The 25317-nt window shown below is 67.4% G+C and carries 27 protein-coding genes; 13 read left to right on the forward strand and 14 right to left on the reverse strand.

The annotated features are described in order from the left end of the window. Positions 1-57 precede the first annotated feature (57 nt). The 5 genes from glnE (at position 58) to erpA (ending at position 4530) form a co-directional block, all read left to right on the forward strand. On the forward strand, positions 58-1965 hold the full coding sequence (glnE, locus tag AC1RM6_RS13595) for a GlnE family protein (protein WP_493102014.1): 1908 nt from the start codon (positions 58-60) through the stop codon (positions 1963-1965). A gap of 54 nt (positions 1966-2019) precedes the next feature. Further along, on the forward strand, positions 2020-2484 hold the full coding sequence (locus AC1RM6_RS13600; RefSeq protein WP_493102016.1) for a peroxiredoxin: 465 nt from the start codon (positions 2020-2022) through the stop codon (positions 2482-2484). A 40-nt stretch (positions 2485-2524) separates the two neighbouring features. After that, on the forward strand, positions 2525-3370 hold the full coding sequence (locus AC1RM6_RS13605) for a ferritin-like domain-containing protein (protein WP_493102018.1): 846 nt from the start codon (positions 2525-2527) through the stop codon (positions 3368-3370). A 262-nt stretch (positions 3371-3632) separates the two neighbouring features. Continuing rightward, the gene (locus AC1RM6_RS13610) at positions 3633-4139 is read left to right on the forward strand and encodes a M23 family metallopeptidase (protein WP_493102020.1); all 507 of its coding nucleotides are present in this window, start codon (positions 3633-3635) and stop codon (positions 4137-4139) included. A gap of 46 nt (positions 4140-4185) precedes the next feature. Next, a complete protein-coding gene (erpA, locus tag AC1RM6_RS13615) occupies positions 4186-4530 on the forward strand; it encodes an iron-sulfur cluster insertion protein ErpA (protein WP_493102022.1) in 345 nt (114 codons plus the stop codon). A 115-nt stretch (positions 4531-4645) separates the two neighbouring features. On the opposite strand, the gene AC1RM6_RS13620 is transcribed toward erpA, so the two are convergent. Further along, on the reverse strand, positions 4646-5509 hold the full coding sequence (locus tag AC1RM6_RS13620; RefSeq protein ID WP_493102024.1) for a sigma-70 family RNA polymerase sigma factor: 864 nt from the start codon (positions 5507-5509) through the stop codon (positions 4646-4648). Then, positions 5506-5964 carry a carboxymuconolactone decarboxylase family protein gene (locus tag AC1RM6_RS13625; RefSeq protein WP_493102026.1) on the reverse strand — a complete coding sequence of 153 codons (459 nt, stop codon included), beginning with the start codon at positions 5962-5964 and terminating at the stop codon, positions 5506-5508. The genes AC1RM6_RS13620 and AC1RM6_RS13625 overlap by 4 nt, the downstream gene beginning before the upstream one ends. A gap of 128 nt (positions 5965-6092) precedes the next feature. Here AC1RM6_RS13625 and xth point away from each other — a divergent pair, with 128 nt between their 5' ends. Together xth and AC1RM6_RS13635 are read left to right on the forward strand one after the other, a co-directional pair. Continuing rightward, on the forward strand, positions 6093-6872 hold the full coding sequence (gene xth, locus AC1RM6_RS13630) for an exodeoxyribonuclease III (RefSeq protein ID WP_493102289.1): 780 nt from the start codon (positions 6093-6095) through the stop codon (positions 6870-6872). Between the two features lie 77 nt (positions 6873-6949). Beyond that, on the forward strand, positions 6950-7687 hold the full coding sequence (locus AC1RM6_RS13635; RefSeq protein WP_493102028.1) for a hypothetical protein: 738 nt from the start codon (positions 6950-6952) through the stop codon (positions 7685-7687). A 40-nt stretch (positions 7688-7727) separates the two neighbouring features. Here AC1RM6_RS13635 and AC1RM6_RS13640 read toward each other — a convergent pair whose 3' ends face one another. Next, complete coding sequence (locus AC1RM6_RS13640) at positions 7728-8375, reverse strand: hypothetical protein (RefSeq protein ID WP_493102030.1); 648 nt, start codon at positions 8373-8375, stop codon at positions 7728-7730. Between the two features lie 61 nt (positions 8376-8436). Here AC1RM6_RS13640 and AC1RM6_RS13645 point away from each other — a divergent pair, with 61 nt between their 5' ends. Beyond that, complete coding sequence (locus tag AC1RM6_RS13645) at positions 8437-8586, forward strand: hypothetical protein (protein ID WP_493102032.1); 150 nt, start codon at positions 8437-8439, stop codon at positions 8584-8586. Positions 8587-8689: 103 nt separating this feature from the next. Here the strand turns inward: AC1RM6_RS13645 and AC1RM6_RS13650 are convergent, their stop codons facing one another. The 5 genes from AC1RM6_RS13650 to lptF all read right to left on the reverse strand — a co-directional run bounded on the left by AC1RM6_RS13650 (position 8690) and on the right by lptF (position 13988). Then, complete coding sequence (locus tag AC1RM6_RS13650) at positions 8690-9319, reverse strand: LysE family translocator (RefSeq protein WP_493102034.1); 630 nt, start codon at positions 9317-9319, stop codon at positions 8690-8692. 165 nt (positions 9320-9484) lie between these two features. Next, positions 9485-10633, reverse strand: a complete 1149-nt coding sequence (locus AC1RM6_RS13655) for an N-acetyltransferase (RefSeq protein WP_493102036.1) — start codon at positions 10631-10633, stop codon at positions 9485-9487. A 15-nt stretch (positions 10634-10648) separates the two neighbouring features. Further along, the gene (locus AC1RM6_RS13660; protein ID WP_493102291.1) at positions 10649-11356 is read right to left on the reverse strand and encodes a sterol desaturase family protein; all 708 of its coding nucleotides are present in this window, start codon (positions 11354-11356) and stop codon (positions 10649-10651) included. A 311-nt stretch (positions 11357-11667) separates the two neighbouring features. After that, complete coding sequence (gene lptG, locus AC1RM6_RS13665; protein ID WP_493102038.1) at positions 11668-12756, reverse strand: LPS export ABC transporter permease LptG; 1089 nt, start codon at positions 12754-12756, stop codon at positions 11668-11670. 8 nt (positions 12757-12764) lie between these two features. Continuing rightward, positions 12765-13988, reverse strand: a complete 1224-nt coding sequence (lptF, locus tag AC1RM6_RS13670) for an LPS export ABC transporter permease LptF (protein ID WP_493102040.1) — start codon at positions 13986-13988, stop codon at positions 12765-12767. Positions 13989-14106: 118 nt separating this feature from the next. On the opposite strand from lptF, the gene AC1RM6_RS13675 reads away from it, so the two are divergent. The 3 genes from AC1RM6_RS13675 to AC1RM6_RS13685 are packed head-to-tail and all read left to right on the forward strand — an operon-like array spanning position 14107 to position 16558. After that, entirely contained in the window at positions 14107-14622 is a 516-nt protein-coding gene (locus tag AC1RM6_RS13675) for a DUF2141 domain-containing protein (protein WP_493102042.1), read from the forward strand. Between the two features lie 2 nt (positions 14623-14624). Further along, complete coding sequence (locus tag AC1RM6_RS13680; RefSeq protein WP_493102293.1) at positions 14625-15590, forward strand: diacylglycerol/lipid kinase family protein; 966 nt, start codon at positions 14625-14627, stop codon at positions 15588-15590. Between the two features lie 11 nt (positions 15591-15601). Beyond that, a complete protein-coding gene (locus tag AC1RM6_RS13685; protein ID WP_493102044.1) occupies positions 15602-16558 on the forward strand; it encodes a hypothetical protein in 957 nt (318 codons plus the stop codon). A gap of 206 nt (positions 16559-16764) precedes the next feature. On the opposite strand, the gene ilvD is transcribed toward AC1RM6_RS13685, so the two are convergent. Continuing rightward, the gene (gene ilvD, locus AC1RM6_RS13690) at positions 16765-18615 is read right to left on the reverse strand and encodes a dihydroxy-acid dehydratase (RefSeq protein WP_493102046.1); all 1851 of its coding nucleotides are present in this window, start codon (positions 18613-18615) and stop codon (positions 16765-16767) included. Between the two features lie 115 nt (positions 18616-18730). On the opposite strand from ilvD, the gene AC1RM6_RS13695 reads away from it, so the two are divergent. After that, positions 18731-19684: a LysR family transcriptional regulator gene (locus AC1RM6_RS13695; RefSeq protein WP_493102048.1), complete on the forward strand. Its 954-nt coding sequence runs from the start codon at positions 18731-18733 to the stop codon at positions 19682-19684. Here the strand turns inward: AC1RM6_RS13695 and AC1RM6_RS13700 are convergent. From AC1RM6_RS13700 to AC1RM6_RS13715, 4 genes are all read right to left on the reverse strand, one after another. Next, complete coding sequence (locus tag AC1RM6_RS13700) at positions 19659-19928, reverse strand: hypothetical protein (protein WP_493102050.1); 270 nt, start codon at positions 19926-19928, stop codon at positions 19659-19661. The genes AC1RM6_RS13695 and AC1RM6_RS13700 overlap by 26 nt on opposite strands. 103 nt (positions 19929-20031) lie before the next feature. After that, the gene (locus AC1RM6_RS13705; protein WP_493102052.1) at positions 20032-22029 is read right to left on the reverse strand and encodes an ATP-binding protein; all 1998 of its coding nucleotides are present in this window, start codon (positions 22027-22029) and stop codon (positions 20032-20034) included. Positions 22030-22214: 185 nt separating this feature from the next. Continuing rightward, the gene (gene spt, locus AC1RM6_RS13710; protein WP_493102054.1) at positions 22215-23471 is read right to left on the reverse strand and encodes a serine palmitoyltransferase; all 1257 of its coding nucleotides are present in this window, start codon (positions 23469-23471) and stop codon (positions 22215-22217) included. After that, positions 23428-23670, reverse strand: coding sequence for an acyl carrier protein (locus AC1RM6_RS13715; RefSeq protein ID WP_493102055.1), 243 nt, complete (start codon positions 23668-23670; stop codon positions 23428-23430). The genes spt and AC1RM6_RS13715 overlap by 44 nt, the downstream gene beginning before the upstream one ends. A gap of 138 nt (positions 23671-23808) precedes the next feature. On the opposite strand from AC1RM6_RS13715, the gene AC1RM6_RS13720 reads away from it, so the two are divergent. Beyond that, positions 23809-24357, forward strand: coding sequence for a Pycsar system effector family protein (locus AC1RM6_RS13720; protein WP_493102057.1), 549 nt, complete (start codon positions 23809-23811; stop codon positions 24355-24357). Between the two features lie 19 nt (positions 24358-24376). Here AC1RM6_RS13720 and AC1RM6_RS13725 read toward each other — a convergent pair whose 3' ends face one another. Then, positions 24377-25279 (reverse strand): NAD-dependent epimerase/dehydratase family protein, encoded by a 903-nt coding sequence (locus AC1RM6_RS13725; RefSeq protein WP_493102058.1) that lies wholly within the window; start codon positions 25277-25279, stop codon positions 24377-24379. Positions 25280-25317 lie beyond the last annotated feature (38 nt).

Consider the following 25317-nt stretch of genomic DNA (forward strand, 5'->3'; position numbering starts at 1 on the left):
TAGAGCGATGATGTCGAGCATCGAAGGACGGCCGCGGCCGTCGGCGCGGGGACGCGTGTGAAGCAGGACCGGCTCACCACCCCGTTTTTCTCCGACGCGCCGCCGGCGCCCGACAGCAGCCCGTCGCGTGCGCTGGCCGATCTCGTCCATCATGCCGGCGAACTGCTGAGCTTTCCGCCGGCCGAGACGCTGGCGATGGTCATCATCCGGGTCGACGAGCTCGAGACGCTCGCGCTCGGCCTGATCGCGCGGCTGAAGGACAGCGCGACGGTGCCGATCGAGGCGCGGCGGCTGCTCGACATTGCCCATGCCGCGCTGGCGGTGGCGCTCGCCGAGGCCGATCGCGCGATCGTGCTGCCGGCCGGGACCAGCTTCGAGGATGCCGATGCGACGGTGAACGCCGCCGAGCAGCTCGCGGCGCTGGCGCTGATCCGGGCGAGCGCGGCGGCGCTCCACGACCAGCTCGGCCGCGCGATCCGCGCCTGCCTGCTGCCCGGGATCGACGATCCGCTCGAACTGACGCTGGGCGAGGCGGGGTTCGCCGATCCGATCACCGCCGCGCGGCGGCTGCGCGGCTGGACCGCGGGCGAGCCGCCGGTGCTGCGGCGATCGTCCGAACGCGCCGCGCTCGGCGCGATCCTGCCGCGGCTGATCCTGGCGTTGCAAGCGTTGCCCGATCCCGACGCGGCTTTGTGCGCGATCGACGAGATCGTCGCGCGGCTGCCCGCCGACATGGTGCTGTTCGGCGCGCTCGATGCGCGGCCGTCGCTGTTGGTGTCGCTGCTCGCGCTAGTCGCGCGGGCGCCGGCGCTGTCGCGCTATCTGGTGGTCCAGCCGGCGCTGGTCCAGGCAATGGTCGACAGTTCGGCCTATGCGCCGATCCCGACCGTCCAGGATCTCGAAGCCGAGTTCAGCCTGGCGATCGCCGGTGGCGACGCGGGATCGGCGGCGGTGCGGCTGGCGCAGGCGGTCAACCGCCACCGCTTCGCGCTCGGGCTGCAGCTGCTCGAGGCGACCGGCGATCCGCTCGGCATCGCCGCCCGGCTCGCCGACCTCGCCGAAACCGCGATCCGGGTGACCGCGCGCGACGTGCTGGCGCGGTTCGAAAAGCTCCATGGCACGGTCGCGGGCAGCGAACTGGTGATCCTCGCGCATGGCCGGCTCGGCGGGCAGGAGATGACCCACCGTTCGGATCTCGACCTGATCTATCTGTTCACCGGCGACCATCGCACGATGAGCGACGGCGCATGTCCGCTCGACGCCAATGAATATCATGGCCGGGTCGCGCAGCGGATCACCGCCGTGCTGTCGACGGTGACCGCGCTGGGGCCGCTCTACCAGGTCGACACGAGGTTGCGGCCGGGCGGGGCGACCGGGCTGCTCGCCTGCTCGACCGCCGATTTCGACCGCCACCAGGCCGAGCGCGCCTGGACCTGGGAGCATATGGCGCTGACCCGCGCGCGGCCGGTGTTCGGATCGGAATCGGCGCGGCGATCGGTGCGGCGGATGATCAACCTGCGGCTGCGCGCCCCGCGCGACCGTGGCGCGCTGCTTGCCGACGCGGTCAGGATGCGCGCCGAGATCGACCGGGCGATGCCGGCATCGGGGCCGTTCGACGTCAAGCTGGTCAGCGGCGGGCTGGTCGACCTCGAATTCGCGGTCCATGTGAACCAGCTCGACCATCATCTCGGGCTTCATCCCAAGCTGCGCACCGCGATCCGCGCGCTGGTCGCCGCCGGCCGGCTCGACAGCGGGCTGATCGCCGCGCACGAACTGCTCGCGCGGCTGATCGTCACGCTGCGGGTGTTTTCGGGCCAGGGCGACACCCCGGGCGAGGAATTGCGCCAGGCGATCATGCGCGCCTGCGGGCACAAGGACTGGGCGGCGCTGGTCGATGCCTATGATCTGGCGCGATCGACGGTGCAGGATGCCTGGCAGAGCACGCTGGCGACGGCGGGGAGTTGATCGAAGGGGCGATAGCGGCCTAAGCGACCTGGAGAGATTTCAGGAGATAGCGCGATGCCGACCGCAGGTGAAAAGGCCCCGAACGTCATATTGCCGCTGGCCGACGGCAGCACGAAGACGATCGCCGATTTCGCGGGATCGCCGCTCGTCCTCTATTTCTACCCCAAGGACGACACCCCCGGCTGCACCACCGAGGCCAAGGATTTCTCGGCGCTGGCCGACGATTTCGCCGCGGCGGGGACGACGGTGATCGGGGTGTCGAAGGACAGCGCCAAGAAGCACCAGAATTTCGCGAAGAAGCATGACCTCAAGGTCGGGCTCGCCACCGATGCCGACGACAGCCTGTGCGAGGCGTTCGGCACCTGGGTCGAAAAAAGCCTCTATGGCCGGACCTATATGGGCATCGAGCGCGCGACCTTCCTGATCGACGGGGAGGGGACGATCGTGAAGGTCTGGCACAAGGTGAAGGTCAAGGGGCATGCCGACGAGGTGCTGAAGGCGGCGCAGGCGCTGGCCTAATCCGCATCCCGGCCCCCGCCGGGATGACGGACTATGATAGATGGCCACCCCCGACCTCTCCACAGCCTGCCGCGATGTCCTGCTCGCAGCGGATCCGCGCGCCAAGGTCAAGGCGGCGCGCAGGGTCGCGCGCGACTGGCGGCTCGGGCGGATCGGCTGGGGATTCGCCGCGGCGATGCCTGACAGTCCGGCGCGCACCGATCGACCGCCGTTGCTGCCGCCCAACCGGATGCCGCGGCGCGGCGGATCGGTGCGCGGCCGGATCGCGATGCTGCATGCGCTGGCGCATATCGAATATGTCGCGATCGACCTCGCCTTCGATCTGGTCGGGCGGTTCGGCGGGCTGTTCCCGCGCGACTTCGCCGATCGCTGGCTCAAGGTCGGCGCCGAGGAGGCGATGCATTTCGCGCTGGTCGAACGGCGGCTCAACCGCATGGGCGCCAGCTATGGCGACCTGCCCGCGCATGACGGATTGTGGGAGGCGGCGACCGATACCGCCCAGGATGCGCTCGCGCGGCTGGCGGTGGTGCCGATGGTGCTCGAGGCGCGGGGACTCGACGTCACCCCGGCGATGATCGCGCGGTTCGAGGCGGCGGGCGACGAAGCGTCGGCACGGGTGCTGCGCCGCATCGCCAGCGACGAGGTCGGCCATGTCGCGGCCGGGGTCGAGTGGTTCCTCTGGCTTTGTGCAATGCAGCAGCGATTCGATTGCGTAGCGACATGGCAGATGCTGGTGGGCAAGCACTTCCGCGGGGCGCTCAAACCACCGTTCAACGACTCAGCGCGCGGACGGGCCGGTCTGACGACGGATTATTACACCGCGCTTGCGCCCGGTAACGATGTTCCGCACAACTCGCCTCGTCGATCCGGGGGGGCAATCCCGTAACGGCAAACAACAGGGCAACAGCCGGGAGCAACCGCTACCCGGGTGACGTCATAAGCTGGTCGCGGGGGGCATAATGCCGTCGAATGTGAGCAAGTCTCTGAATATTCGTTCTGTTCTCCGTGTTCTCGGCACAAAGAAGAGCTTCTTCCGTTTCGCGGCCCTGTCGCTGGCAGCGGTCCAGCTTCCGGTCGCGGCGCTTCACGCGGAAACTGCGCCTGCATCGGATAACGCCGAAGGCGCCAGCCAGTTCCATGCGCTGTTCATGTCGTGGAAAAAACTCGATGCGATGAACAATGGCGTGATCTCGATCCCGTCGATCCAGCCGATTTCGAAGTTCACCTTCACCAGCTCGTTCGGGGTCCGCTCGGATCCGTTCCGCGGCTATGCGGCGATGCACGCGGGGATCGACCTCGCCTCGCCGACCGGCACCCCGATCTATGCGACCGCCGACGGCATGGTCCAGAAGGCCGAATGGTGGGGTGGTTACGGCAATATGGTCGACATCGATCATGGCAAGGGCATCGAGACCCGTTACGGCCATATGTCGAAGATCATCGCCCATCCGGGCCAGCGCGTGATGCGTGGCGACCTGATCGGCTATGTCGGCTCGACCGGCCGCTCGACCGGCAGCCATCTCCATTATGAAGTCCGCATCGATGGCCACGCCGTCAACCCGATCCCGTTCCTACAGTCGGCCGGCTATCTGGTCGCGGTGAACGAGACCAAGACCCCGGGCACCGCGGTCGCACTGGGCGGTCCCGAAGACTGATATTCGGGTCATTGTGGATCGGCCGGGCAAAGCCTATCTTGCCGCTATGAGCCAGACCGCAGACATCCTCGATATCGACCTGACCCCGTCCGCGGCGGCGCGGGTCGCCGCGATCGCCGCGCGCACCGGCAAACCCGCGATCCTGCGCCTCGCCATCGACGGCGGCGGCTGTGCCGGTTTCCAGTATAAGTTCGAGCTCGCCGATGCGGCGGCCGACGACGACACCGTCGCCACCCGCGACGGCGTGTCGCTGGTGGTCGACCCGATGAGCCTCGACCTCGTCCGCGGTGGCGCGGTCGACTATGTCGAATCGCTTGGCGGTGCGGCGTTCAAGGTGACCAATCCGAACGCGGCGTCGGGCTGCGGCTGCGGATCGAGCTTTTCCATCTGATCGTCGCCCCGGCGGAGGCCGGGGCCGCCCAAGATGCGCGTTTCGGTGTCAACGCGCCTGACCGACAGCGCCCCCGTTTTGGGCGGCCCCGGCCTCCGCCGGGGCGACATATCGCTCAATGCAGATGCCGGAGCTTGTCGGGGTTGCGCATCACGTAGATCGCTGCGATCCGGCCGTCCTCGATGTCGAGCGCGGTGGTCTGGAGTTCGCCGTCGGCCTCGAGGGTGACGAAGCCGGGCAGGCCGCTGATCAGGCAGGTTCGCACCAGCTGCGATCCATATTTGCGGAACAATATCGCGAAGGCCTTGTGGATCTTCAGCACATGATCGGTGCCGAAGATCGGTTCGGGCGCGGCCGGGCGCTTGCCGCCGCCATCGGCGTGGAGGCTGACATCGTCGGCGAGCATCGCCCCGAGCGCGGTCATGTCGCCGCTGCGCGACGCCGCGAAGAAGGCGAAGGCGAGTTCGAGCCCGCGCTGCTTCTCGACCTGGAAGCGCGGCCGGGCGGCGCGGACGTTGAGCCGGGCGCGGCTGGCGAGCTGGCGGCAGGCGGCAGGATCGCGGTCGATCGTCGCCGCGATCTCGTCGAAGCTCTGGCCGAACACGTCGTGGAGCAGGAAGGCGGCGCGTTCGAGCGGCGACAGCCGTTCGAGCGCGAGCATCAGCGGCAGGGTGACGTCGGGTTCCTCCTCGCCCTCATCGACCACCGGTTCGGGCAGCCACGGCCCGATATAAGTCTCGCGCCGGTGCCGCGCCGATTTGATCTGGTCGAGGCACAGCCGGGTGACGGTGCGGCGCAGCCAGGCCTCGGGCTCGACCACCGCGGTGCGATCGGCCCCCATCCAGCGGATGAAGGCCTCCTGCACCATATCCTCGGCATCGGCGACCGATCCGAGCATGCGATAGGCGACCCGGATCAGCTTCGGCCGAAGCGGATCGAAGCTGGTCGCGGCGTCGTGGAGCCCGGCCTGTACGGTCATGCGGCGGCCTTCGCCGCGGCGGGCTCGAGCCACAGGCCGAAGCCGATCGCGATCCGGTTCCAGCCGTTGATGATGTTGATCATCAAAGTGAGGTTCACCTGCTCCTCCTCGCTGAACTGTGCCCGCAGCGCCTCGCCGGCAGCCGCGTGGCGATGGTCTTCGGAGAGGCGGGTCAGGGCATCGGTCCAGGCGAGGGCGGCGCGCTCGCGGTCGGTATAGCAGGGCGCCTCGCGCCATGCCGACAGCAGATAGATGCGCTGTTCGGTCTCGCCCTGCGCGCGCGCCTCGACCGTGTGCATGTTGATGCAGTTGGCGCAGCCGTTGATCTGCGACGCGCGGATCTTGACCAGTTCGACGAGACTCGGCTCGAGCCCCTGGGCGATCGCGGCCGAGGCGGCGAACCAGCTCTTCATCAGGGTCGGCGAGGCGGCGAAGGGATCGAGGGCGGCGGTCATGGCGGGGCTCCTTGCTGGGGTTCGCCGACATGACGAGGCAAGGGTAGGCGTTCGTGACATGGGGGAGATATTTTCTCTCCGGATAACGGCCCGTGACCTTTCCCGCGCCGCACGCTATCCCGGCGCGCATGAAGATCGCGACGTTCAACATCAACGGGATCAAGGCCCGTCTCCCCCGCCTGATCGAGTGGCTCGAGGAGAAGGCGCCCGACGTGGCGCTGCTCCAGGAGGTCAAGACCTCGGACGAGACCTTCCCGGTCAAGGAGATCGAGGCCGCGGGCTATGGCGCGATCTGGCATGGGCAGAAGGGCTTCAACGGGGTGGCGATCCTGGCGAAGGGCGCGCAGCCGGTCGAGCGGATGAAGGGGCTGCCCGACGATCCCGATCCGACCCATAGTCGCTATATCGAGGCCGATATCGGCGAGATGATCGTCGCCTCGATCTATCTGCCCAACGGCAATCCGCAGCCGGGGCCGAAGTTCGATTACAAGCTCGCCTGGTTCGACCGGCTGATCGATCATGCCGGGTCGCTGTGGGAGACCGAGCGGCCGGTGGTGCTGGCCGGCGACTATAACGTCATCCCGACCTCGAGCACCGACGACGTGTTTTCGGAGCGGGCGATGGCGAACGACGCGCTGACCCAGCCCGAGAGCCGCGCCGCCTTCCGCCGGATGAATGCGCTGGGCTGGACCGACGCGCTGCGCACGATCCGTCCGCACGGGCCCGCTTACACCTTCTGGGACTATCAGGCGGGCGCCTGGCAGCGCGACGCCGGTTTCCGCATCGACCATCTGATGCTGAGCCCGGTCGCCGCCGACCGGCTGCTCGACGCCGGGGTCGACAAGGACACCCGCGGCAAGGAAAAGGCCAGCGACCACGCCCCGACCTGGATAAAATTAAGGATGTGACCGCGGCCACAGTCCGTCGTTCGGCGGCCGGTTAAGACACGGCCATCAGGGTTAACGACGGACAAGGGTTTCGGAACATGGCGACTCGCGCCAAGGCACTGTCGGCACGCAGCGGCGAACGCATCTTCTTTTCGGGCATGGCGCTGGCGATGGTCGCGGTGATCGTGATCGGCTTCGCGCCCTCTTATTATCTGCGCGGGGCGATCCCGGCGGCAGGGCCGCTGCTGCCGATGAGCCCGCTGGTCCATCTCCACGGCGCGCTGTTCACCGGCTGGATGCTGCTGTTCGCGACCCAGACCGGGCTGGTCGCGGCCGGGCGGACCGACATCCACCGGCGCCTCGGGATGATCGCCTTCGCCCTGCTGCCGGCGATGATCGTCGTCGCCACCCTGACCGCGCTGCACGGCGTCGCCCGCCATTCGGGGCCGCCGGGGATTCCGCCGCTGAGCTGGCTGGCGATCCCGCTGATCGGGGTGCCGGGTTTTGCCGGGCTGATCTTCTGGGGGCTCGCCAAACGCCGCGATCCGGCCGCGCACAAGCGGCTGATGTTCATCGCGATGACGTCGATGCTCGGGCCGGGCTTCGGCCGGATGGCCTGGCCGGCGTTCATACCGCCGCCGCTGTTCATCTTCGGCTTCAACAATCTGTTCGTGCTCGCGCTCGCCGCCTGGGATGTGAAGACCCGCGGCAAGGTCCACCCGATGACGATCCGGGGCGGGCTGTTCGCGCTGCTGTTCGAAGCGCTGCCGATCTTCATATGGTTCAGCGGGCCGTGGCTGGCGTTCGCGCGCTGGGCGGCGGGGCTGGTGGGGTGATGGTTGGCGTAGGGGTGTCGACCATCGGCGGTACGCAGGTTCAGTCGATCCCGGCTGCCGCCCGCCCGGGTGGCGGGCTATGCGTCGCTTTGATCCAGGCTTGGGCGAGCCGTTCGAAATCGGGGAACCGAAGGTCCGCGGCATCAAGCCCGCTCGCCTGCGCGAGCGCGGGAAGTGCGACAACGAAGCGATCATAGCTGCCGAGAAGTTCGATCGTTGGCGGGATCGTCTTGCGGCGCGATGCCGTCAGCAGGAAGTCACGGACATGCTGGACCATCGTTCGCGGGTCGCCGCCATGGGCCTTGATGTCCATGCCGGCGAGGTCGGAGATGAACATCTGGAAGCGATACTGCCCGGTGTCCTGGATCATGCAGCGCTTCTCCGAATGCTTCCCGTCTCCGAAGCGCTTGGCGCCGAGGAAGATGCCGAGTTCAAGCGGCATGTTGAAGCGCGGCAGCTGGGTCGCGGCGTCCAGCTCGGTGCGCGACAGGTCATGGATGCTGTAGCGGCTCTCGGCGATGATGCGGTAGAGTTTCTCGATCCGCGTTTCGGCGGCATCGTCCATCTCGCGGGCGCAGCGTGCGCGAAAGCCGCAGGCGAGCACCGCGAAGACGAGCGCTTGGAAACTGACCGCGAAACCAACGTCGAAAGGGCAGTTGATGAAGACGTCACGCGCGGATGATGGCACGCGAGGTTACCGCTGATGCGTGTCGAGATAGTCTTTAACGGCCTTGTCGGCTTGCGCGCTGGTGATCGTCGCCCTTTTGGTGACGGGCTTGAGCGATGCGACCGACAGGAAGCGACCGCTCGATGCCGAGCGGCCGGTCTTGCTGGTGTCGCGTGCGGACCCAGGCTTCGACGTCGTTGAATATGCGTTTGTCGCCATGCTCAAAATATAATCTCTAGCCGCCCGAATCGCAACGGCGACTTCGCGTTTGCGCGCTGTCAGCTTCTTCGTTCGGCGGCGGGGAAGGCTCGAAGCAAAACGGCCTCATTCCGGCATTACCGCCGCCAGGCCAGCAGCGACAGGCCGAAGAAGACGAAGATTCCGCCGGTCACCCGGTTGAACATGCGCTGCCAGCTTTCGCGGCGCAGATAGCGGGCGAGGGTGCAGCCGCCGGTGGCGTAGGTGAAGTACCAGCCGGTCTCGATCACCACGAAGGTCGCGAGCAGGATCGCGAATTGCGGCGCCTTGGGCAGATGGGCGTCGACGAACTGCGGAAAGAAAGCGGCGGCGAACAGCAGCGCCTTGGGGTTGCTGATGCTGATCAGGAAGCCGCCGCGGAACAGCGCGCCCGGCGACAGGTCGACGATCGCCAGGCCGTCCTCGGCGATGTCGACCGGGGCGCCGTCGTCGCGCCACGCCTTGATGCCGATCCATACCAGATAGGCGGCGCCGGCGATGCGGATGATGTCGAGCAACTGCGGCAATGCGGCGAGCAGCGCGCTCATCCCCATCGCCGACAGGCCGAACAGCATCAGCAGCGCGACCATGCAGCCGGCCATGGTGAACACTGCCCGCCCGATCCCGTAGCGCATTCCCCGCGCCATGACGTGGAGCATGTTCGGCCCCGGCATCGCCGAGACGAGGAAGGTCGCGCAGACGAAGATCCACCAGGCTTGCAGGGTCATGGGTGGAGTTTAGGCGAAAGCGTGGAAAAGGGCCAGTCGGACCGCAGCCTGCTCCACCACCGTCACCCTGAACTCGTTTCAGGGCCCACCGTGCCACAAGGGGCCGTTCCCGAGTGGAAGAGTGGATGCTGAAACAAGTTCAGCATGACGAAGAAAGAGAAGGATTTACAGCGGCTTCTGGTAGATTCGGTAGATCTTGTTGACCTTCGAATCGATCGTTTCGGCGATCGAGCGCATCCCCTGATTGTCTTCGAGGATCCAGCCGAGTTCGCCGCGGGTCGAGCCATATTCGGAGACCGCGTCGCGGCGGATATATTCGATCATCATGAAGGCGAGCTGCGAGGCCAGGCGGGTCGCCTGGAGCTTCTTGACCACCCCCATCAGCGGCACCCGCATCGTCCGGACCTTGGGCTTGCGCAGCCGCCAAAGCAGCTTGGCCCAGCCGAACGGGAACAGCCGGCCGTCGAGATCGGCGGTCAGTTCGTTGAGGTCGGGCAGGGTCATCATGAACGCGACCGGCTCGCCCTCGACCTCGGCGATGCGGATCAGGTCCTCGAACACGATCGGCCGCAGCTTCTTGCCGGTATAGGCGATCTCGCTTTCGGTGATCGGCACGAAGCCCCAATTGTCCGACCACGCCTCGTTGAGGATCGACAGGATCAGCGCGGCTTCCTCGTCGAAGCGGCTCTTGTCGACCTTGCGGATGCGGATGCGCGGGTTGCGCTCGCCCGACTGGACGATGCGCTGCACCAGCGGCGGGAATTCGTGCGAGATGTCGAGGTCGAAGCTGAGCAGGTCCTTGATCCCGGCATAGCCGAGCGGCTCGATCCAGCCCTGATAGGCGGGGTTGTGATGCCCCATCATCACCGTCGGCGCATGATCATGGCCCTGGATCAGCAGCCCCGGCTCCTCCCAGATCGAGCAGCTGATCGGCGCCATCACGCTGGTCATGCCCTTGTCGCGCAGCCACGCCTCGGCCTGGGCGATCAGTGCGGTCGCGACCTCCTGGTCGGTCGCCTCGAGCAGGCCCCAATTGCCGATGCCGGGCCCGCCGCCCTGCTCGGGCGGCATGCTGAGCCAGAGATGGTCGATATGCGCCGAAATCCGGCCGACCAGTTCGCCGCCGCGCTCCGCCAGGAACAGCTGCTGCTCGGCATGTTCGTAGAACGGATTCTTGCCCGGGGTGATCAGCTCCATCGCCTCGACGCGGAGCGGCGGAATCCAGTTCGGATCGACCTTGTTGAGCTTATAGGCGAGATCGACGAAACGCTTCTTGTCGGCCTTGCCGGCGACGGGCCGGATCTTCACGGTCATAGGGAGGTCAGCCGATCAGTGCTTGATGCGGCTGGCGGGGTGGCCGGTGGCGACGCCGCCCGACAGGTTGGCGACCTGCGGATAACGCTCGGCGATCTCGGGCGTGTAGCCGAGGTTGAACACCGTCGCGCTCTTCTTGGCCTTGTCGATCCGGTCGTAATAGGTGCCGAACAGCCGGTCCCAGAAATAGTTGGTGATACCGAAATTGCCGCGCTCGTCGTGGAAATGATGCGCCATGTGGCGCGCCTTCATGTCGACCAGCATCTTGTATTTCGGCTTGTAGGCGAGGTGCTGGATGCAGTGGCAGAATTCGTAGAAGCAGGTCGTCAGCAGCCCGGTCGCGAAGGCGGCGAGCGCGGCGCCGGTGCCGCCGATCGCATAGCCGATCGGTGCGGTCGCCAGTGCGATCGTCGGCAGCGTCGTGTGAAGCGCGCCGAACAGGATCTCGAGGCGATTCGGGTCCTGGTGATGGTCGTAATGGATGCGCTTCCAGGTCGCGGCGAGGAATGGCACCTTGAACATCCAGCGGCTGTGCAGCACCCAGCGGTGCAGGCAGTACCAGACCAGCGGATAGACGGCGAGCGCGAAGCCGATCGCGATCAGGGTCGGCACCAGCGGCGCCGGGTAGCGGAAGAACATGCCGATCGCGACCGCGGCGCACAGCAGATAGCCGATGATCGCCGGATATTGGAAATAGGCGATCCACAGCTCGCGCAGGGTCATCCGGTCCAGATGATGCTCTTTGGCCCAGAAGGAGGGCTTGGCGGTCAGCTTCACTGCGATTCCTTAAAAGCGCCCCACATATGGGCTGCCATATTGGCGTTGGTTAGTGAATTGGCAATGCGGCGCTTTTGCGGCTGAACGTTGACGGCGGGGGGAGGCGCCCCTGTCGTCATCCCGGCGGAGGCCGGGATCTCAGGCGTATGCCACCGCGCATGCCCCATGTTCCGTCCCTGCCGACTGAGATCCCGGGCGATGCCTGCACTCGGACGGGCGAAGCCCGATCCAGGGGCCGGGATGATGAGCGAGAAAGGCTACTCCTCGGTGCGAATCAGCACGGTCTCGCCGATCAGCAGGAACAGCAGGAACGGCGCCCAGGCGGCGAGCAAAGGCGGGTAGGCGCCGAGATTGCCCATCGCCAGCGCGGCATTGTCGGCGACGAAATAGGCGAAGCCCAACGCCATGCCGATCACCGCGCGGACGAACAGCCGGCCCGAGCGGGCGAGGCCGAAGGCGGCGACGCCGGCGAGCAGCGGCATCAGCACCGACGACAGCGGACCCGAGATCTTGTGCCACATCGCCGCCTTGAGCGGCCCGACCGGCCGGCCCGCGGCCTCGAGATCCTCGATCGCGGTCTTGAGCTGGAACAGCGATTTCGACGCCGGATCGACGGTCGCCAGAGTGAAGCGGTCGGGGGTGACGCCGCGCGCGAAGAACAGCGATGGCGCGGTGGTGGTGACCCCGCGGGTGACGTTGAAGTTCGACACCGGCCGCAGGCTCCAGCCGCCCGGCACCTGCACCGCCTTCGCGCCGGTGATGATCTGGAGCAGTCTGCCGCCGTCGCGATCGTAGATGGTGACGTTTTCCAGCACCGCCTGGTTGCCGCGCCCGGTCGCCGACAGCGCGTGGATCAGGTCGTCGCCGTCGCGGACCCAGACGTCGCTGACGATCCGGCGATCGACCGGGATCGGGCCATAATTGGCGTTTTGCCAGGCGGTGAGGGTCGATGTCGACCGCGCCACAACCCGTTCGTTGAAAGTGAAGGAGATCAGCGCGACGCCGATGCTGGCGACCATCAGCGGCGCCAGGATCTGGTGCGCCGACACCCCGGCCGCCTTCATCGAGACGATCTCGCTGTTCTGGTTGAGCGTCACGAAGGTGACGAGCGTGCCGAGCAGGGCGGCGAACGGCAGGAAGCGCTGGATGATCTGCGGTACCCTGAGCGTGGTATAGACCCACAGCGCATGGTTGCCGTTGCCGGGATATGCCAGGATGTCGCCCGACTCGCCGAGCAGGTCGAGCGCCATCAGCACGATCACCAGCGCCGCCAGCACCGCGAACGACCGCACCAGGAACATCCGCGCCATGTAGAAGGTGATGGTGCGCGAGGCGAAGAACTTCATGTTGACGCTCATTGCGCGGCGCCCTCGCCATTGGATACCGATTTGCGGCCGAGCTTGATCCAGCGGACCACCGTCTTGACCGCCTTGTCGGCGACGCGCTCGAGCGCGCCGATCGGCTGGCCGCCCGGCACATAGGCGATCGTGCGGTACATCCACACCACCAGCGCCGCGAACAGCGCAAACGGCAGCCACAAGGCGATGATCGGGTCGATCCGGCCGAGCGCCGCGACCGAGGCGGCGTAGGAATAGATCTTGAACTGGGTGACGATCAGCACGATCGACAGGAACACGCCGAGCGCCGACGAAGACCGTTTCGGCGGGATCGCCAGCGCCAGCGCCAGCATCGGCAGCAGCAGCATCGTCACCACCTGGACCAGCCGGAAATGGAATTCGGCGCGATATTCGCTCTTCGCCTTGGCGGTGATGTTTTCGGTATGGGCGACCCGAGCGAGTTCGGGGATCGTCATTTCGAGGTCGCGACCGCCGCGTTCGCGGAACGCCGACATCTTGGGCAGGTCGATCGGCAGGTCATGGCCGACGAACTGGAGCACCCGCGGCTCCTTGAACTGGGGTGCATTGTGGACGAGCACGCCGTTGCGCAGGCGGAAGATGATCGTGTCGGGGTCGTCGGTCGCCATGAACTGGCCGTGCTCGGCGGTCACCGCAAGGCTCTTGCCGTCGTTGGTGTTGGTCATCACGAAGATGCCGGTCAGTTCGCGGCCGCCGTCGCGGCTGCTTTCGACCCGCATCGTCATCCGCTTGCCCAGCTTGGTGAACTCGCCGACCTTGATCGAGGCGCCGAGCGCGCCCGATCGCAGTTCGAAGCGCAGCCCCTCATAGGCGTAGCGCGAATAAGGCTGGATGAAGCCGACGATCGCCAGATTGAGCAGCGCGAGCGCGATCGCATAATAATAAGGCACGCGCAGCAGCCGGCCATAGCCCATGCCGATCGCGCGCAGCACGTCGATCTCGGATGACATCGCCAGCCGGCGGAAGGCGAGCAGGCAGCCCAGCGTCAGCCCGATCGGGATGCCGAGCGACATATATTCGGGGATCAGATTGGCGAGCATCCGCCAGACCACGCTGACCGGGCCGCCTTCGGACACCACGAAATCGAACAGCCGCAACATCTTGTCGAGCGTCAGCAACATCGCGGCGATCACCAGCGTGCCGAACAGCGGCGTAGCGATCAGGCGGGCGAGGTAGCGGTCGGTAAGCGTGCCAAATCTCAACTTTTAGACGCCCCATGACCATGTTCTGGCCGCAATCGCGGCCCATCTCCCGACTCATGGGGGCGGAGTACCGGCCATGCGTCAGCGCAGGGCTATAGCTTCCAGGAGTGATGAGGTCATGTCGAAACTTGTGGGTGCAGCGTTGATGGTCATGCTCGGGGCGGCCCTGCCGTCCGGCGCGGGCGCCGCTGCGCTCGGCCCCGATGCCGCCGCGTGCGAGCCCGGCGGGTCGTCGCCGGCGCTGCTGGTGCATGTCGACGGGTTCAAGTCGCGGACCGGCAATGTGCGGGTTCAGCTCTACGGGTCGAACCCGCAAGAATTCCTCGAAAAGGGCAAGAAGCTGCGCCGAATCGACCTGCCGGTGTCGCCGCACGGGGCGATGGAGATCTGCGTCGCGCTGCCGGCCGCTGGCGATTATGCGATCGCGGTGCGCCACGACGTCGACGGCAGCGGCAAGTCCGGCTGGGACGATGGCGGCGGTTTCTCGCGCAATCCGAAATTGTCGCTGCTCTCGCTCAAGCCCGAATATAGCAAGGTCGTGATCCATGGTGGTGCCGGCGTGAAGCGGATCGATGTGACGATGCAGTACCGCAAGGGCCTGTCGATCGGCCCCATCGCGATGGCGAGCCGTTGACGATGGCCCGGGTCGCGCTCCTTTCGAACCCGCGTTCGACGGGGAACCGCGCCCTGCTGCCCCGCATCCGCGCCTTCTGCGCGGCCAACAGCGACGTCTTCCATTATGAAGTCGAGAATATCGACCAGATCGGCGACGCGCTGCGCACCATCGCCCGGGTCAAGCCCGCGGTGCTGGTGGTCAATGGCGGCGACGGCACCGTCCAGGCGGCGCTGACCGAACTCTATCTCGGCGGCCATTTCGAAGGCGCGCCGCCGCCGGTCGCGGTGCTGCCCAACGGCAAGACCAACCTGATCGCGCTCGATCTGGGCGCGGTCGGCGATCCGATCGCGGCGCTCGAGCAGGTCGTGCGGCTCGCCAAGGGCGGCCTCGAAAAGCATCTGGTGGTACGCGAACTGATCGCGCTGTCGGGCGACAGCGCGGGCAAGCCGGTGCTCGGCATGTTCCTGGGCGGTGCCGGCCTCGCCGACTCGATCCTCTATTGCCGCAACAAGATCTATCCGCTCGGCCTGCCCAATGGGCTCAGCCATGTCCTGACCGCGCTGGCGGTGCTGGCGACGCTGCTGCTCGGCATCAAGGCGGCCTTCCTGCCGCCGCGGGCGATGCCGATGCGGGTGACGATGATGAAGCAGGGTCAGCTCAACGGCCGCTTCGCGGTGCTGATCGTCACCACGCTCCACAAGCTGCTGCTCGGCAGCACCCCGGGCCAGGCGACCAACGGCATGCTGCAGATGATCGCGGTCGAACATCGCCCGCTGCCGCTGCTGCGCGCGCTGGGCCTCGGCATGCTCGGCCTGTTCGGCCGCAGCCGGGTCGACGGCATCCATATCGAGCAGGGCGACGAGATCCGCATCGAGGGCGATCGTTCGAGCGTGATCCTCGACGGCGAGATCTTCCAGGCGCTGCCGGGCGGTGCCTTGGTGCTCAAGCCGACCCCGCCGGTCTCGTTTCTCCGCCTGGCCGCTTAAGGCGAAGGCCGATGGAATCGGACGGCCGTTTCGCGCCGCTCCGTGCGCTGGTCGCCGCGGAGCTGGCGGTGCCGGTGTCGCCGCGGGTGACGGCGATGGCGGCGGCGATCGCCGACCTTTACGGATCGGCTGCGCGCGCGGTGCTGTTCTACGGATCCTGCCTGCGCGAGGCGCAACTCGACGGGCTGATGCTCGATTTCTACATCATCGTGTCGGATTATGACGCCGCGTTCGGCAAGGGCTGGTTCGCCTTCGCCAACCGGCTGCTGCCCCCCAATGTCTTCCCGTTCCAGCATGAAGACGGCGAAGGCACGCTCGCGGCCAAATATGCGGTACTGAGCGAGGTCGATTTCGCCCGGCTCGCCTCGGCCGAAACCCGCAACGTCTCGGTCTGGGCGCGGTTCGCGCAGCCGTCGCGGCTGGTCTGGGCGGCGAACGAGGTCGCGCGGCGGCGCGCGGTGTCGGCGGTCGCGCATGCCGCCCCCGCGCTGCTCGCCGCCGCCCGGCCGGTGCTGCCCGATACGCCGACGATCGCCGACCTCTGGTCGGGGGCGTTCGCGCAGACCTATGCCGCCGAACTGCGCGCCGAACGCAAGACCCGGGCCGGATCGGTGGTCGACGCCGATCCCGACCGCTACCGGCTCTTCACCCCGGCGGTGCTGCTCGCCGCCGACCTGCCCGCCGAGATCCGCGGCGACCGGATCGCGTTCGGCGATGCGCTATCGCCGGCCGATCGCGCGGCGGGCGCAAAGCTGTGGGCGCGGCGGCGCCGCGAGGGCAAGTTGCTGACCGCGGCGCGGCTCGCCAAGGCGAGCACCACCTATGCCGGCGGGATCGATTATCTCGCCTGGAAGATCAACCGCCACGCGGGTGCCGCGATCGTGATCAAGCCCTGGCAGCGCCGCTGGCCGCTGCTGGGGGCGGTGAGCCTGTTGCCCAGGCTGCTGCTGCGCGGGGCGGTGCGGTAGGGGATCCGTCATCCTTCTTCTGAAGCCTTCTCCCGTTCTTTACGGGAGAAGGTTTGGATGAGGGTTTTCTGCTTTCTTATGCCGCGCTGATATCGTGCGGGAAGAAGGAAGGCAGAAGAAGACCCTCACCCAAACCCTCTCCCGCGAAAAGCGGGAGAGGGCTTAAGAAGGTAACGGGAGAAGGTTTCGGAAGGCGGAAGCCGCCCTTATTTCTCGACCTGCGACACGTCGCGCACCGCGCCGCGGGCGGCGTTGGTGGTGAGCGCGGCGTAGGCGCGCAGCGCCGGCGAGACCGGGCGCTTGCGGCCGAATGGCTTCCAGGCGGCGGCACCCCGGTCCTCCATCGCCGCGCGGCGCTCGGCGAGCAGCGCGTCGTCGAGGTCGAGGCGGATGGTGCGGTTGGGGATGTCGATCAGGATCGGATCGCCGGTCTCGACCAGCGCGATCAGCCCGCCCTCGGCGGCCTCGGGCGAGACATGGCCGATCGACAGGCCCGAGCTGCCGCCCGAGAAGCGGCCGTCGGTGACCAGCGCGCAGGCCTTGCCGAGCCCCTTCGACTTCAGATAGCTGGTCGGATAGAGCATCTCCTGCATGCCGGGGCCGCCCTTGGGCCCTTCGTAGCGGATCAGCACGACGTCGCCCGGTTCGACCTGTGCGCCGAGGATACCGACCACCGCGGCGTCCTGGCTTTCATAGACGCGCGCCTTGCCGGTGAAGGTCAGGATCGACTCGTCGACCCCGGCGGTCTTCACGATGCAGCCTTCGGGGGCGAGGTTGCCGAACAGCACCGCGAGCCCGCCATCGTGCGAATAAGGATGGTCGGCCGAACGGATCACCCCGTTCTCACGGTCGGTGTCGAGTTCCTTCCAGCGTGCCGACTGGCTGAACGCGGTCTGGGTCGGCACCCCGCCCGGCGCGGCCGAATAGAAGCGGCGGACCTCCTCGCTGCTCGTGCGATCGAGGTCCCAGCGGTCGAGCGCGGCGGCCATGGTCGGCGCGTGCACCGTCGGCAGGCTGGCGTCGATCAGGCCGGCGCGATCGAGCTGGCCGAGGATCGCCATGATCCCGCCCGCACGGTGGACATCCTCCATATGGACGTCGTTGCGCGCCGGCGCGACCTTGCACAGGCAGGGGACGCGGCGCGACAGCCGGTCGATGTCGGCCATGGTGAAATCGACCTCGCCCTCATGCGCGGCGGCGAGCAGATGGAGGACGGTGTTGGTCGACCCGCCCATCGCGATGTCGAGGCTCATCGCATTTTCGAACGCGGCGAAGGTCGCGATCCCGCGCGGCAGCACGCTGGCATCGTCCTGTTCGTACCAGCGCTTCGCCAGGTCGACGATCAGATGGCCGGCCTCGCGGAACAGCTTTTCGCGGTCGCTATGGGTGGCGAGCACCGATCCGTTGCCGGGCAGCGACAGGCCGAGCGCCTCGGTCAGGCAGTTCATCGAATTGGCGGTGAACATCCCCGAGCATGAGCCGCAGGTCGGGCAGGCCGAGCGCTCGATCGCCTCGACATCCTCGTCGGCATAGCTGTCGTCGGCGGCGACGACCATCGCGTCGACCAGGTCGAGCGCGCGTTCGGCGCCCTTGACCACGACCTTGCCGGCCTCCATCGGCCCACCCGATACGAAGACGACCGGGATGTTGAGCCGCATCGCCGCCATCAGCATGCCCGGGGTGATCTTGTCGCAATTGGAGATGCACACCATCGCGTCGGCGCAATGGGCGTTGACCATATATTCGACGCTGTCGGCGATCAGCTCGCGGCTGGGCAGCGAATAGAGCATGCCGCCATGGCCCATGGCGATGCCGTCGTCGACCGCGATCGTGTTGAATTCCTTGGCGACGCCGCCGGCCGCCTCGATCTCGCGCGCGACGAGCTGGCCGAGGTCCTTCAGATGGACATGGCCGGGGACGAACTGGGTGAAGCTGTTGGCGACGGCGATGATCGGCTTGCCGAAGTCGTCGTCCTTCATGCCCGTGGCGCGCCACAGCGCGCGGGCGCCGGCCATGTTGCGGCCGTGGGTGGTGGTGCGCGATCGATAGGCCGGCATGTCGTCTGTCCCGTCTTGTCCAGTGCCCGTATGTGCAGTGGCTGGGCGATAGGCCGGTTCACACCGATAGTGAAATATATTAATATGCGCCGATAAGGTCGTACAGGATATGAGTTTGGACGTTCGCCAGCTCCGCCATTTCGTCACCGTCGCCGATACGCTCCATTTCGGCCGCGCCGCCGAGCGGCTCGGCATGACCCAGCCGCCGCTCAGCCAGTCGATCCTCGCGCTCGAGCGCGAACTCGGCGCGGCGCTGTTCGAACGCACCAAGCGCAGCGTCGCGCTGACCGCGTTCGGCGCGCAGTGGCGTCCCTATGTCGAGGCCGCGCTCGGCGCGGTGGCGGGGCTCGGCGAGACCGCGGCGCGGCTGCAGGCGGGGACGGTCGGCCATCTCGACCTCAGCTTCGTGAGCACCGCCGACTATAGCGTGCTGCCCGACCTGGTGCGCCGCTTCGCCGGCGGCTTCCCCGATGTCGAGATCCGGCTGACCGAGGCGACCAGCGACGTGCAGATCGCGACGTTGCTGGCCGGCGAGGGCGATGCCGGGCTGATCATCTCGCCGCCCGGCGCGCCCTTGCCCGACCGGCTGTCGTCGCTGCCGCTGCTGCAGGAGCGGCTGGTGGCGGCGGTGCCCGAAGGCTGGATCGGCGATGGGCGGCTCGCGCTTCAGGAGGGGCGGCTCACCGCGCCGACGGTGATCGCCGCGCCGCTGATCATCTTCCCGCGGCGGGTGGCGCCCGCCTTCCACGACCTGGTGACCGGTTATCATCTGCGCCATGGCGGGCGGGCGGCGATCGTCCAGGAGGCGATCCAGATGCAGACGATCATCAGCCTGGTGTCGGCGGGGATGGGGATCGCGCTGGTCCCGGCCTCGCTGCGCAACCTCGCGCGGACCGGGGTCGCCTATCTCGACCTGCTCGGCGAGGTGCCGATGCTCGAGACCGCGCTGATCTGGCGCAGCGGCGACGCGACGCCGACGCTAGACCGGTTCCTGGCGATCGGGCGGGCGATGGCGGTGCAGTCGCCGTTCGAGGCAACCGAGGTCAGTGGACCTTGGTCCGCCAGGTGACGATCGCCAGCGCGCAGCCGGCGACCACCCCCACGGCGCAGGCCGCCAGCAGCCAGGTCGGCGATCCCTGGCCGATATCGGTGCCGCCGGTCGCCTCGTACCAGCCATAGAGCTGGCGACCACAATACCAGATCAGCGCCGCGGCGACCGCGAAGCCGATCGTGCGGCGGACCGAGATGACCCAGAGCAGCGGCAGGACCAGCCCGACGATGATGACGGCTTCGGCGAGCAGTTTCTTGTCCATCGCAATATCGTCTTCACTCGGTTCACGGGCCGCGCGAGTCGGCGCGGCGGCTGGATAGCAGGCCGGGAAAGCACTCAAAAGGGGGATATGGTGCGCTGCGCCTTCAGGCCGCGCGCGACTTGCTCGGGGTCGGCTGGCGCCCGATCGCCTTGGCGATCGCCTTGCCGAGCGCGTTGATCGTGAACGGTTTGCGCAGCACCTCGAAGCCGGTGAACTGGTCGCTCTGGCCCGCCTCGCCGACATAGCCGGTGGCGAACAGGATCGCGATATGCGGATGGTCGCGGTGGATGCGCTCGACCAGTTCGGGGCCGGTGATGCCGGGCATCATCACGTCGGTCAGCAGCAGGTCGAAATCATGGCGGGTGGCGAGCAGTTCGAGCGCCTCGGCGCCGCTGCCGCAGCCGGTCGGGCGGTGGCCGAGTTCCTTCAGCGCGGCGAAGGTCGCGTTGTGGACGCGCGGATCGTCCTCGACCAGCAGGATCGACAGGTCATGGCGTGCCGGCGTCTCGATCGGCTCCATCGCCGCGCGCTCCCGATGGTCGATCGCCGCCGAACCGCGCTGGCGCGGCAGGAACAGCGAGATGGTGGTGCCCTGGCCCGGGGCGGAGTCGATCGTCACGTCGCCGTGCGACTGGCGGACGAGGCCGAAGATCTGGCTGAGGCCGAGCCCGGTGCCCTTGCCCGCGGGCTTGGTGGTGAAGAAGGGTTCGAAGGCGCGCGCCTTGACCTCGTCGGTCATCCCGCTGCCGTCGTCGGTGACGCCGATCCGGACATAGTCGCCGGGGACGACCGCGCCATATCTGTCGTTGCCGGCGGCGATGCTGATATTCTCGACGCACAGGTCGAGCCGGCCGACCCCGTCCATTGCGTCGCGGGCGTTCACCGCCAGGTTCAATATCGCATTTTCGAGCTGGTGGCGGTCGGCCCAGATCGGCCAGATCCGGTGCGCGACCTGGGTATGGACCGCGATTCGGTCGCCCAGCGTGCGGTCGAGAAGGTCGGTCATGCCGAGCACCAGCGCCCCCGGCGACAGCTGGTCGGGCAGCAGCGGTTCGGCGCGGGCAAACGACAGCAGCCGGCGGGTCAGCGCCGAGGCGCGGTCGGCGCCCTCCATGGCGCTGTCGATATAGTCGCCGGTATCGGGCGAATGCTGGTCGAACTTGCGCCGCGCCATGTCGAGCCCGCTGACCACGACCGCGAGCATGTTGTTGAAGTCGTGGGCGATGCCGCCGGTGAGCTGGCCGACCGCCTCCATCTTCTGCGACTGGGCGAGCTGCGCCTCGGTGCGGGCGCGGATCGCGGCTTCGGTGCGGAGCTGTTCGTTGGCGTCACGCAATTCGCGGGTACGGTCGGCGACCGCTTCCTCGAGCAGGGTCGCGCGGTCGCCCTCGGCCTCGGCCAGTTCGGTGGCGCTCTGGCGCTGCGAGGCGGCGAGCGCCGCCAGCCAGCCGAGGGTGAGCGCGAGCGCGACTACGCTCAGCCCGAGCGCGGACAGCAGGGTCGCGAAATTGTTCGAGCGTTCGGCCGAGAAGATCGTCGCCTGCGACCGGGTGTCGAGCCGGGCGCGTTCCTTGTCGGCGATCCGGTCGAGCGTGTCGGCGATGTCGCGCACCGTCGGCGACTGGCCGGCGCGGTTGAACATGCCGATCGCATACCAGCCCTTGCCGACATTGGCGAAGCCGGCGGCGTCGGCGAGCTCCTTCTGGCGGCGGCGATAGACCTGGTCGAGATGCTCGACCAAAGCCGCCTGGTCGGGGGCGTCGGCGGTAAGGCGGTGGAGCTGGCGCAGCTGGCCCTCGGCGCGGCGCCATTCGTCGTAGAAGGTGGTGCCGGTGCGCTTGTCGCCATTGACGACATAGCGGCCGAGCGCCGCCTCCGACCGCGCCAGCGACGCGTCGAGCGAGCGGGTCAGCACCATCACGTCGTAGCTGTGCTGTTCGAGCGCGAGCGCATCGTCGCGCGCGGCGTTCGACCGCGCGACCATCCACACCACCGCGATCGCCAGCGCGATCGCGCACAGCCCGGTCAGCGCAACCCCGGCCGCACGCCAGGTCGCGGGCGCGATGCCGCGGCGCAGGCTAGCGGGGGAAAATGTCGCCATGGGCACATAATAGGCCAGAGGCGGGAGAGGGCAAAGCGTGAAAGGGTTAACGGGTGGGGAGTGGGCCTGCTCCCTAGGTCGTCATCCCGGCGGAGGCCGGGATCTCGGGCGTATGCCACTGTGCGTGCCCCATGCTCCGTCCCTGACGACCGAGATCCCGGCCTCCGCCGGGATGACGGAGAGGTTTAAGGAATGACCCCCGTCGCGCGGCCGGCCTTGGCGAACATCTCGAGCACGTCGCCGACCTGCTCGTCGCTATGTTCGGCGCACAGCGAGCAGCGGAGCAGGAACATGCCGGCGGGGGTCGCGGGCGGGCGGGCGGTGTTCACGTAGAGACCGGCCTCGAGCAGCCCCTGCCACAGCGCCACCGCCTGCGCCATGTCGGTGAGGATCACCGCGATGATCGCCGACTGGGCGGTGTCGGTGCCGAGCTTGTAGCCGAGGTCGCGCAAGCCCTGGTGGAGCCGCTTCGAATTCTTCCACAGATGCGCGCGCTTCTCGCCGGCATGCATCAGCTTGCGGATCGAGGTCGCGGCAGTCGCGACCACCGACGGCGGCAGCGAGGCGGTGAACACATAGGGACGGCAGACGAGGCGGAGCACCTCGAACTTCGGATGATTCGACACGCAGAAGCCGCCGACGGTGCCGACCGATTTCGAGAAGGTGCCGACGACGAAGTCGATATCGTCGGCGCAGCCCATCTCCTCATAGACGCCGCGGCCGTTGGGGCCGAAAAAGCCCATGCCATGCGCTTCGTCGCACAGGATCATCGCGCCATGCTTCTTGGCGACCGCGACCATCTCGGGCAGCGGGGCGACGTCGCCCATCATCGAATAGACGCCTTCGAGGATGACGAGCTTGCCGGCTTCCTTGGGCAGGCGGCCGAGGCGCTTGTCGAGATCCTCGACCGAATTGTGGCGGAAGCGGACGACCTCGGCATTGCCGAGCGCGCAGCCGTCATAGATCGAGGCATGGCTGTCGGCATCGAGGATGATGTAGTCGCCCTTGCCCGCCAGCGTCGACACCACGCCGAGATTGGCCTGGTATCCGGTCGAGAAGACGATCGCGTGATCGGTCCCGTAAAATTCCTTGAGCGCGTCCTCGCACTCCTTGTGGCCCTGATAGGTGCCGTTGAGCACCCGGCTGCCGGTGGTGCCCGCGCCATAGGCGTCGAGCGCGGCCTTGCCGGCGGCGATCACATCGGGATCGAAGGTCATCCCCATATAATTATAGGTGCCGAGCAGGATCGTGCGCTTGCCGTTGATGATCGCCTCGGTCGGCGAGAGCACCTTCTCCATGACGATGCCATAGGGATCGCGCACGCCGGTGGCGAGCAGCGCCTCGCGCTCGTTGATCAGCGGGTCGAATTTCGAAAAAAGGTCTGTCGTCACCTTGGTGTCAGCCCCTGAGCTTGGCGACGGCGTCGACGAGCTGGCCGACATTCTCGATCTCGGCCTGCATGTTCATCGTGATGATGATGTCGAACTCGTCCTCGATCGCGGCGACGAAGTCCATCACGGTCAGGCTGTCCCATTCGAGGTCGCCGGCGAAGGTGGTGGAATCGCCGAGCGCGATCCCCTTCTTGTTGAAAGGGGCGATCTGGCCGACCACCGTCTCGAAAATGTCTTTTCTGTCGCTCATCGGGAGTCCTTACAGGGGTTGGGACGCGCATGCCAAGCGAATGCGGCGGGAACGCGGCAGAGCCGGGTCGGGCTTTGGCGGCGGCGCTTGGCAGCAGCCCCGGCATCGTGGCATGACAGCGCAGCAGGGGGACGGGCGATGGCAGACGATATCGAGGCACCAGTGGTGAAGCGCGCGCCGCCGCGCGGCCAGTTCGCGCCCGACGCGGTCCATCTGCTGCGCACCACCCAGCAGATCCAGTATCAGCTCAGCCAAATGGCCGACCAGAAGGCGAGCCTGCTGATGGGCGCGACCTTCGTGATCTTCACCATCACCGTCGGCCAGGTGAAGGGCGGGGCGGCGCCGCCCGCAGCGCTGCTGATCCTGGGGGCGGCCGCGTTCGTTGCGGCGCTGCTCGCGGTGCTGGCGGTGCTGCCGTCGACCAAGGTGCCGCCCAAGACCAACGGTCCGGGCAATATGTTGTTCTTCGGATCGTTCACCCAGATGAGCGAGGACGAATTCGTCCAGATGGTGCTCGACACCGTCACCGACAGCGACGCGGTCTATGCGGCGTTCGCCCACGACATCTACCAGAATGGCCGTGTGCTCGCGCGCAAGAAGTACAAGCTGCTCGGCTATGCCTATCGGGTGCTGCTCGGCGGGCTGGTGCTGAGCTTCGTCGCGTTCATAGCCCATTTTCTGATCTGAATGCCTACTAAGGCGGACGCTACAGCCACTTTTCCTTGCGGTACCAGTCGGCGGTCGCCTTGAGCCCCTCGACGGCGCCGACCTTCGGCGTCCAGACCTCGGTGGGCGGCCGCCGGGCGCTGACCCAGTCGGGGTGGCAATAATAGCCGACGCGGTCGGCGGTGAGCTTGGCGGCGGCGCCATGGCGCAGCTTGTCGTAGAGAGCGACCAGCCGCAGCAGCGGCGCCGGGACCGGCAGAGCGATGATCTTGGGCCTGCCGACCGCGGCGCCGAGCAGCTTTGCGAATTCGCGGTGGCCGTAGCCGTCGGTCGCGCCGTCATCGGGTTCGACGATCTCGCCCGCAGTCTCCGGATGTTCGGCGAGTGCGACCAGCAGCCGGGCGAGGTCGCCGGCCTCGATGATCGACAGCCGGCCACGCGGCGGCAACGGCACGAAGCCCTTCGCCGCCAGCCGGAACAGTTCGAGTATCTCGCGGTCGCCCGCGCCGTAGATCGCCGGCGGGCGCACGATCGTCCAGGCGAGGTCAGACTGGCGCAGCACCGCCTCCGACGATGCCTTCGACCAGCCATAGTTGGACAGGTCGGGCTCGCGCGCCGACAGCGACGAGACATGGATGAAGCGGTCGATTCCGGCGGCCTCGGTCGCCGTGATCAGGGTGGCGGTACCGGTGACGTTCCCCTCGACGAAGCCGCCAAGATCGGGGGCGTTGATCACGCCGGCGATATGGATCACCGCGTCGGCGCCCGCGACCAGATCGGCCAGCGCCTCGGGCCGGTCGAGCGCGCCCCTGACCCACTCGACATTGGCGCGCGGCAGTTGTGGCTTGCGGGCGAGCGCGCGGATCTGGTGGCCATGTTCGGCGGCGACGCGCAGCACATGGCCGCCGAGAAAGCCGGTGCCGCCGGTGATCGCGAGGATCATGCTCAGGGTTCCCCAAAGGTGGTTTGAACAGCGCGCGC

The organism is Rhizorhabdus sp. GW822-FHT03C02 (assembly GCF_058801765.1).

Excerpts from the sequence above, each read along its gene's own strand:
- xth (WP_493102289.1), top strand. The coding sequence starts at position 6,093 with ATGAAGATCGCGACGTTCAACATCAACGGGATCAAGGCCCGTCTCCCC.
- lptG (WP_493102038.1), bottom strand. The coding sequence starts at position 12,756 with ATGAAGTTCTTCGCCTCGCGCACCATCACCTTCTACATGGCGCGGATG.
- AC1RM6_RS13655 (WP_493102036.1), bottom strand. The coding sequence starts at position 10,633 with ATGACCGTGAAGATCCGGCCCGTCGCCGGCAAGGCCGACAAGAAGCGT.
- AC1RM6_RS13625 (WP_493102026.1), bottom strand. The coding sequence starts at position 5,964 with ATGACCGCCGCCCTCGATCCCTTCGCCGCCTCGCCGACCCTGATGAAG.
- AC1RM6_RS13660 (WP_493102291.1), bottom strand. The coding sequence starts at position 11,356 with ATGACCCTGCGCGAGCTGTGGATCGCCTATTTCCAATATCCGGCGATC.
- AC1RM6_RS13610 (WP_493102020.1), top strand. The coding sequence starts at position 3,633 with ATGTCGTGGAAAAAACTCGATGCGATGAACAATGGCGTGATCTCGATC.
- AC1RM6_RS13675 (WP_493102042.1), top strand. The coding sequence starts at position 14,107 with ATGTCGAAACTTGTGGGTGCAGCGTTGATGGTCATGCTCGGGGCGGCC.
- AC1RM6_RS13720 (WP_493102057.1), top strand. The coding sequence starts at position 23,809 with ATGGCAGACGATATCGAGGCACCAGTGGTGAAGCGCGCGCCGCCGCGC.
- erpA (WP_493102022.1), top strand. The coding sequence starts at position 4,186 with ATGAGCCAGACCGCAGACATCCTCGATATCGACCTGACCCCGTCCGCG.
- AC1RM6_RS13605 (WP_493102018.1), top strand. The coding sequence starts at position 2,525 with ATGGCCACCCCCGACCTCTCCACAGCCTGCCGCGATGTCCTGCTCGCA.
- AC1RM6_RS13635 (WP_493102028.1), top strand. The coding sequence starts at position 6,950 with ATGGCGACTCGCGCCAAGGCACTGTCGGCACGCAGCGGCGAACGCATC.
- spt (WP_493102054.1), bottom strand. The coding sequence starts at position 23,471 with ATGTCGGCCAGCTCGTCGACGCCGTCGCCAAGCTCAGGGGCTGACACC.
- AC1RM6_RS13680 (WP_493102293.1), top strand. The coding sequence starts at position 14,625 with ATGGCCCGGGTCGCGCTCCTTTCGAACCCGCGTTCGACGGGGAACCGC.
- ilvD (WP_493102046.1), bottom strand. The coding sequence starts at position 18,615 with ATGCCGGCCTATCGATCGCGCACCACCACCCACGGCCGCAACATGGCC.
- AC1RM6_RS13725 (WP_493102058.1), bottom strand. The coding sequence starts at position 25,279 with ATGATCCTCGCGATCACCGGCGGCACCGGCTTTCTCGGCGGCCATGTG.
- AC1RM6_RS13620 (WP_493102024.1), bottom strand. The coding sequence starts at position 5,509 with ATGACCGTACAGGCCGGGCTCCACGACGCCGCGACCAGCTTCGATCCG.
- AC1RM6_RS13700 (WP_493102050.1), bottom strand. The coding sequence starts at position 19,928 with ATGGACAAGAAACTGCTCGCCGAAGCCGTCATCATCGTCGGGCTGGTC.
- AC1RM6_RS13705 (WP_493102052.1), bottom strand. The coding sequence starts at position 22,029 with ATGGCGACATTTTCCCCCGCTAGCCTGCGCCGCGGCATCGCGCCCGCG.
- AC1RM6_RS13715 (WP_493102055.1), bottom strand. The coding sequence starts at position 23,670 with ATGAGCGACAGAAAAGACATTTTCGAGACGGTGGTCGGCCAGATCGCC.
- AC1RM6_RS13600 (WP_493102016.1), top strand. The coding sequence starts at position 2,020 with ATGCCGACCGCAGGTGAAAAGGCCCCGAACGTCATATTGCCGCTGGCC.
- AC1RM6_RS13685 (WP_493102044.1), top strand. The coding sequence starts at position 15,602 with ATGGAATCGGACGGCCGTTTCGCGCCGCTCCGTGCGCTGGTCGCCGCG.
- AC1RM6_RS13650 (WP_493102034.1), bottom strand. The coding sequence starts at position 9,319 with ATGACCCTGCAAGCCTGGTGGATCTTCGTCTGCGCGACCTTCCTCGTC.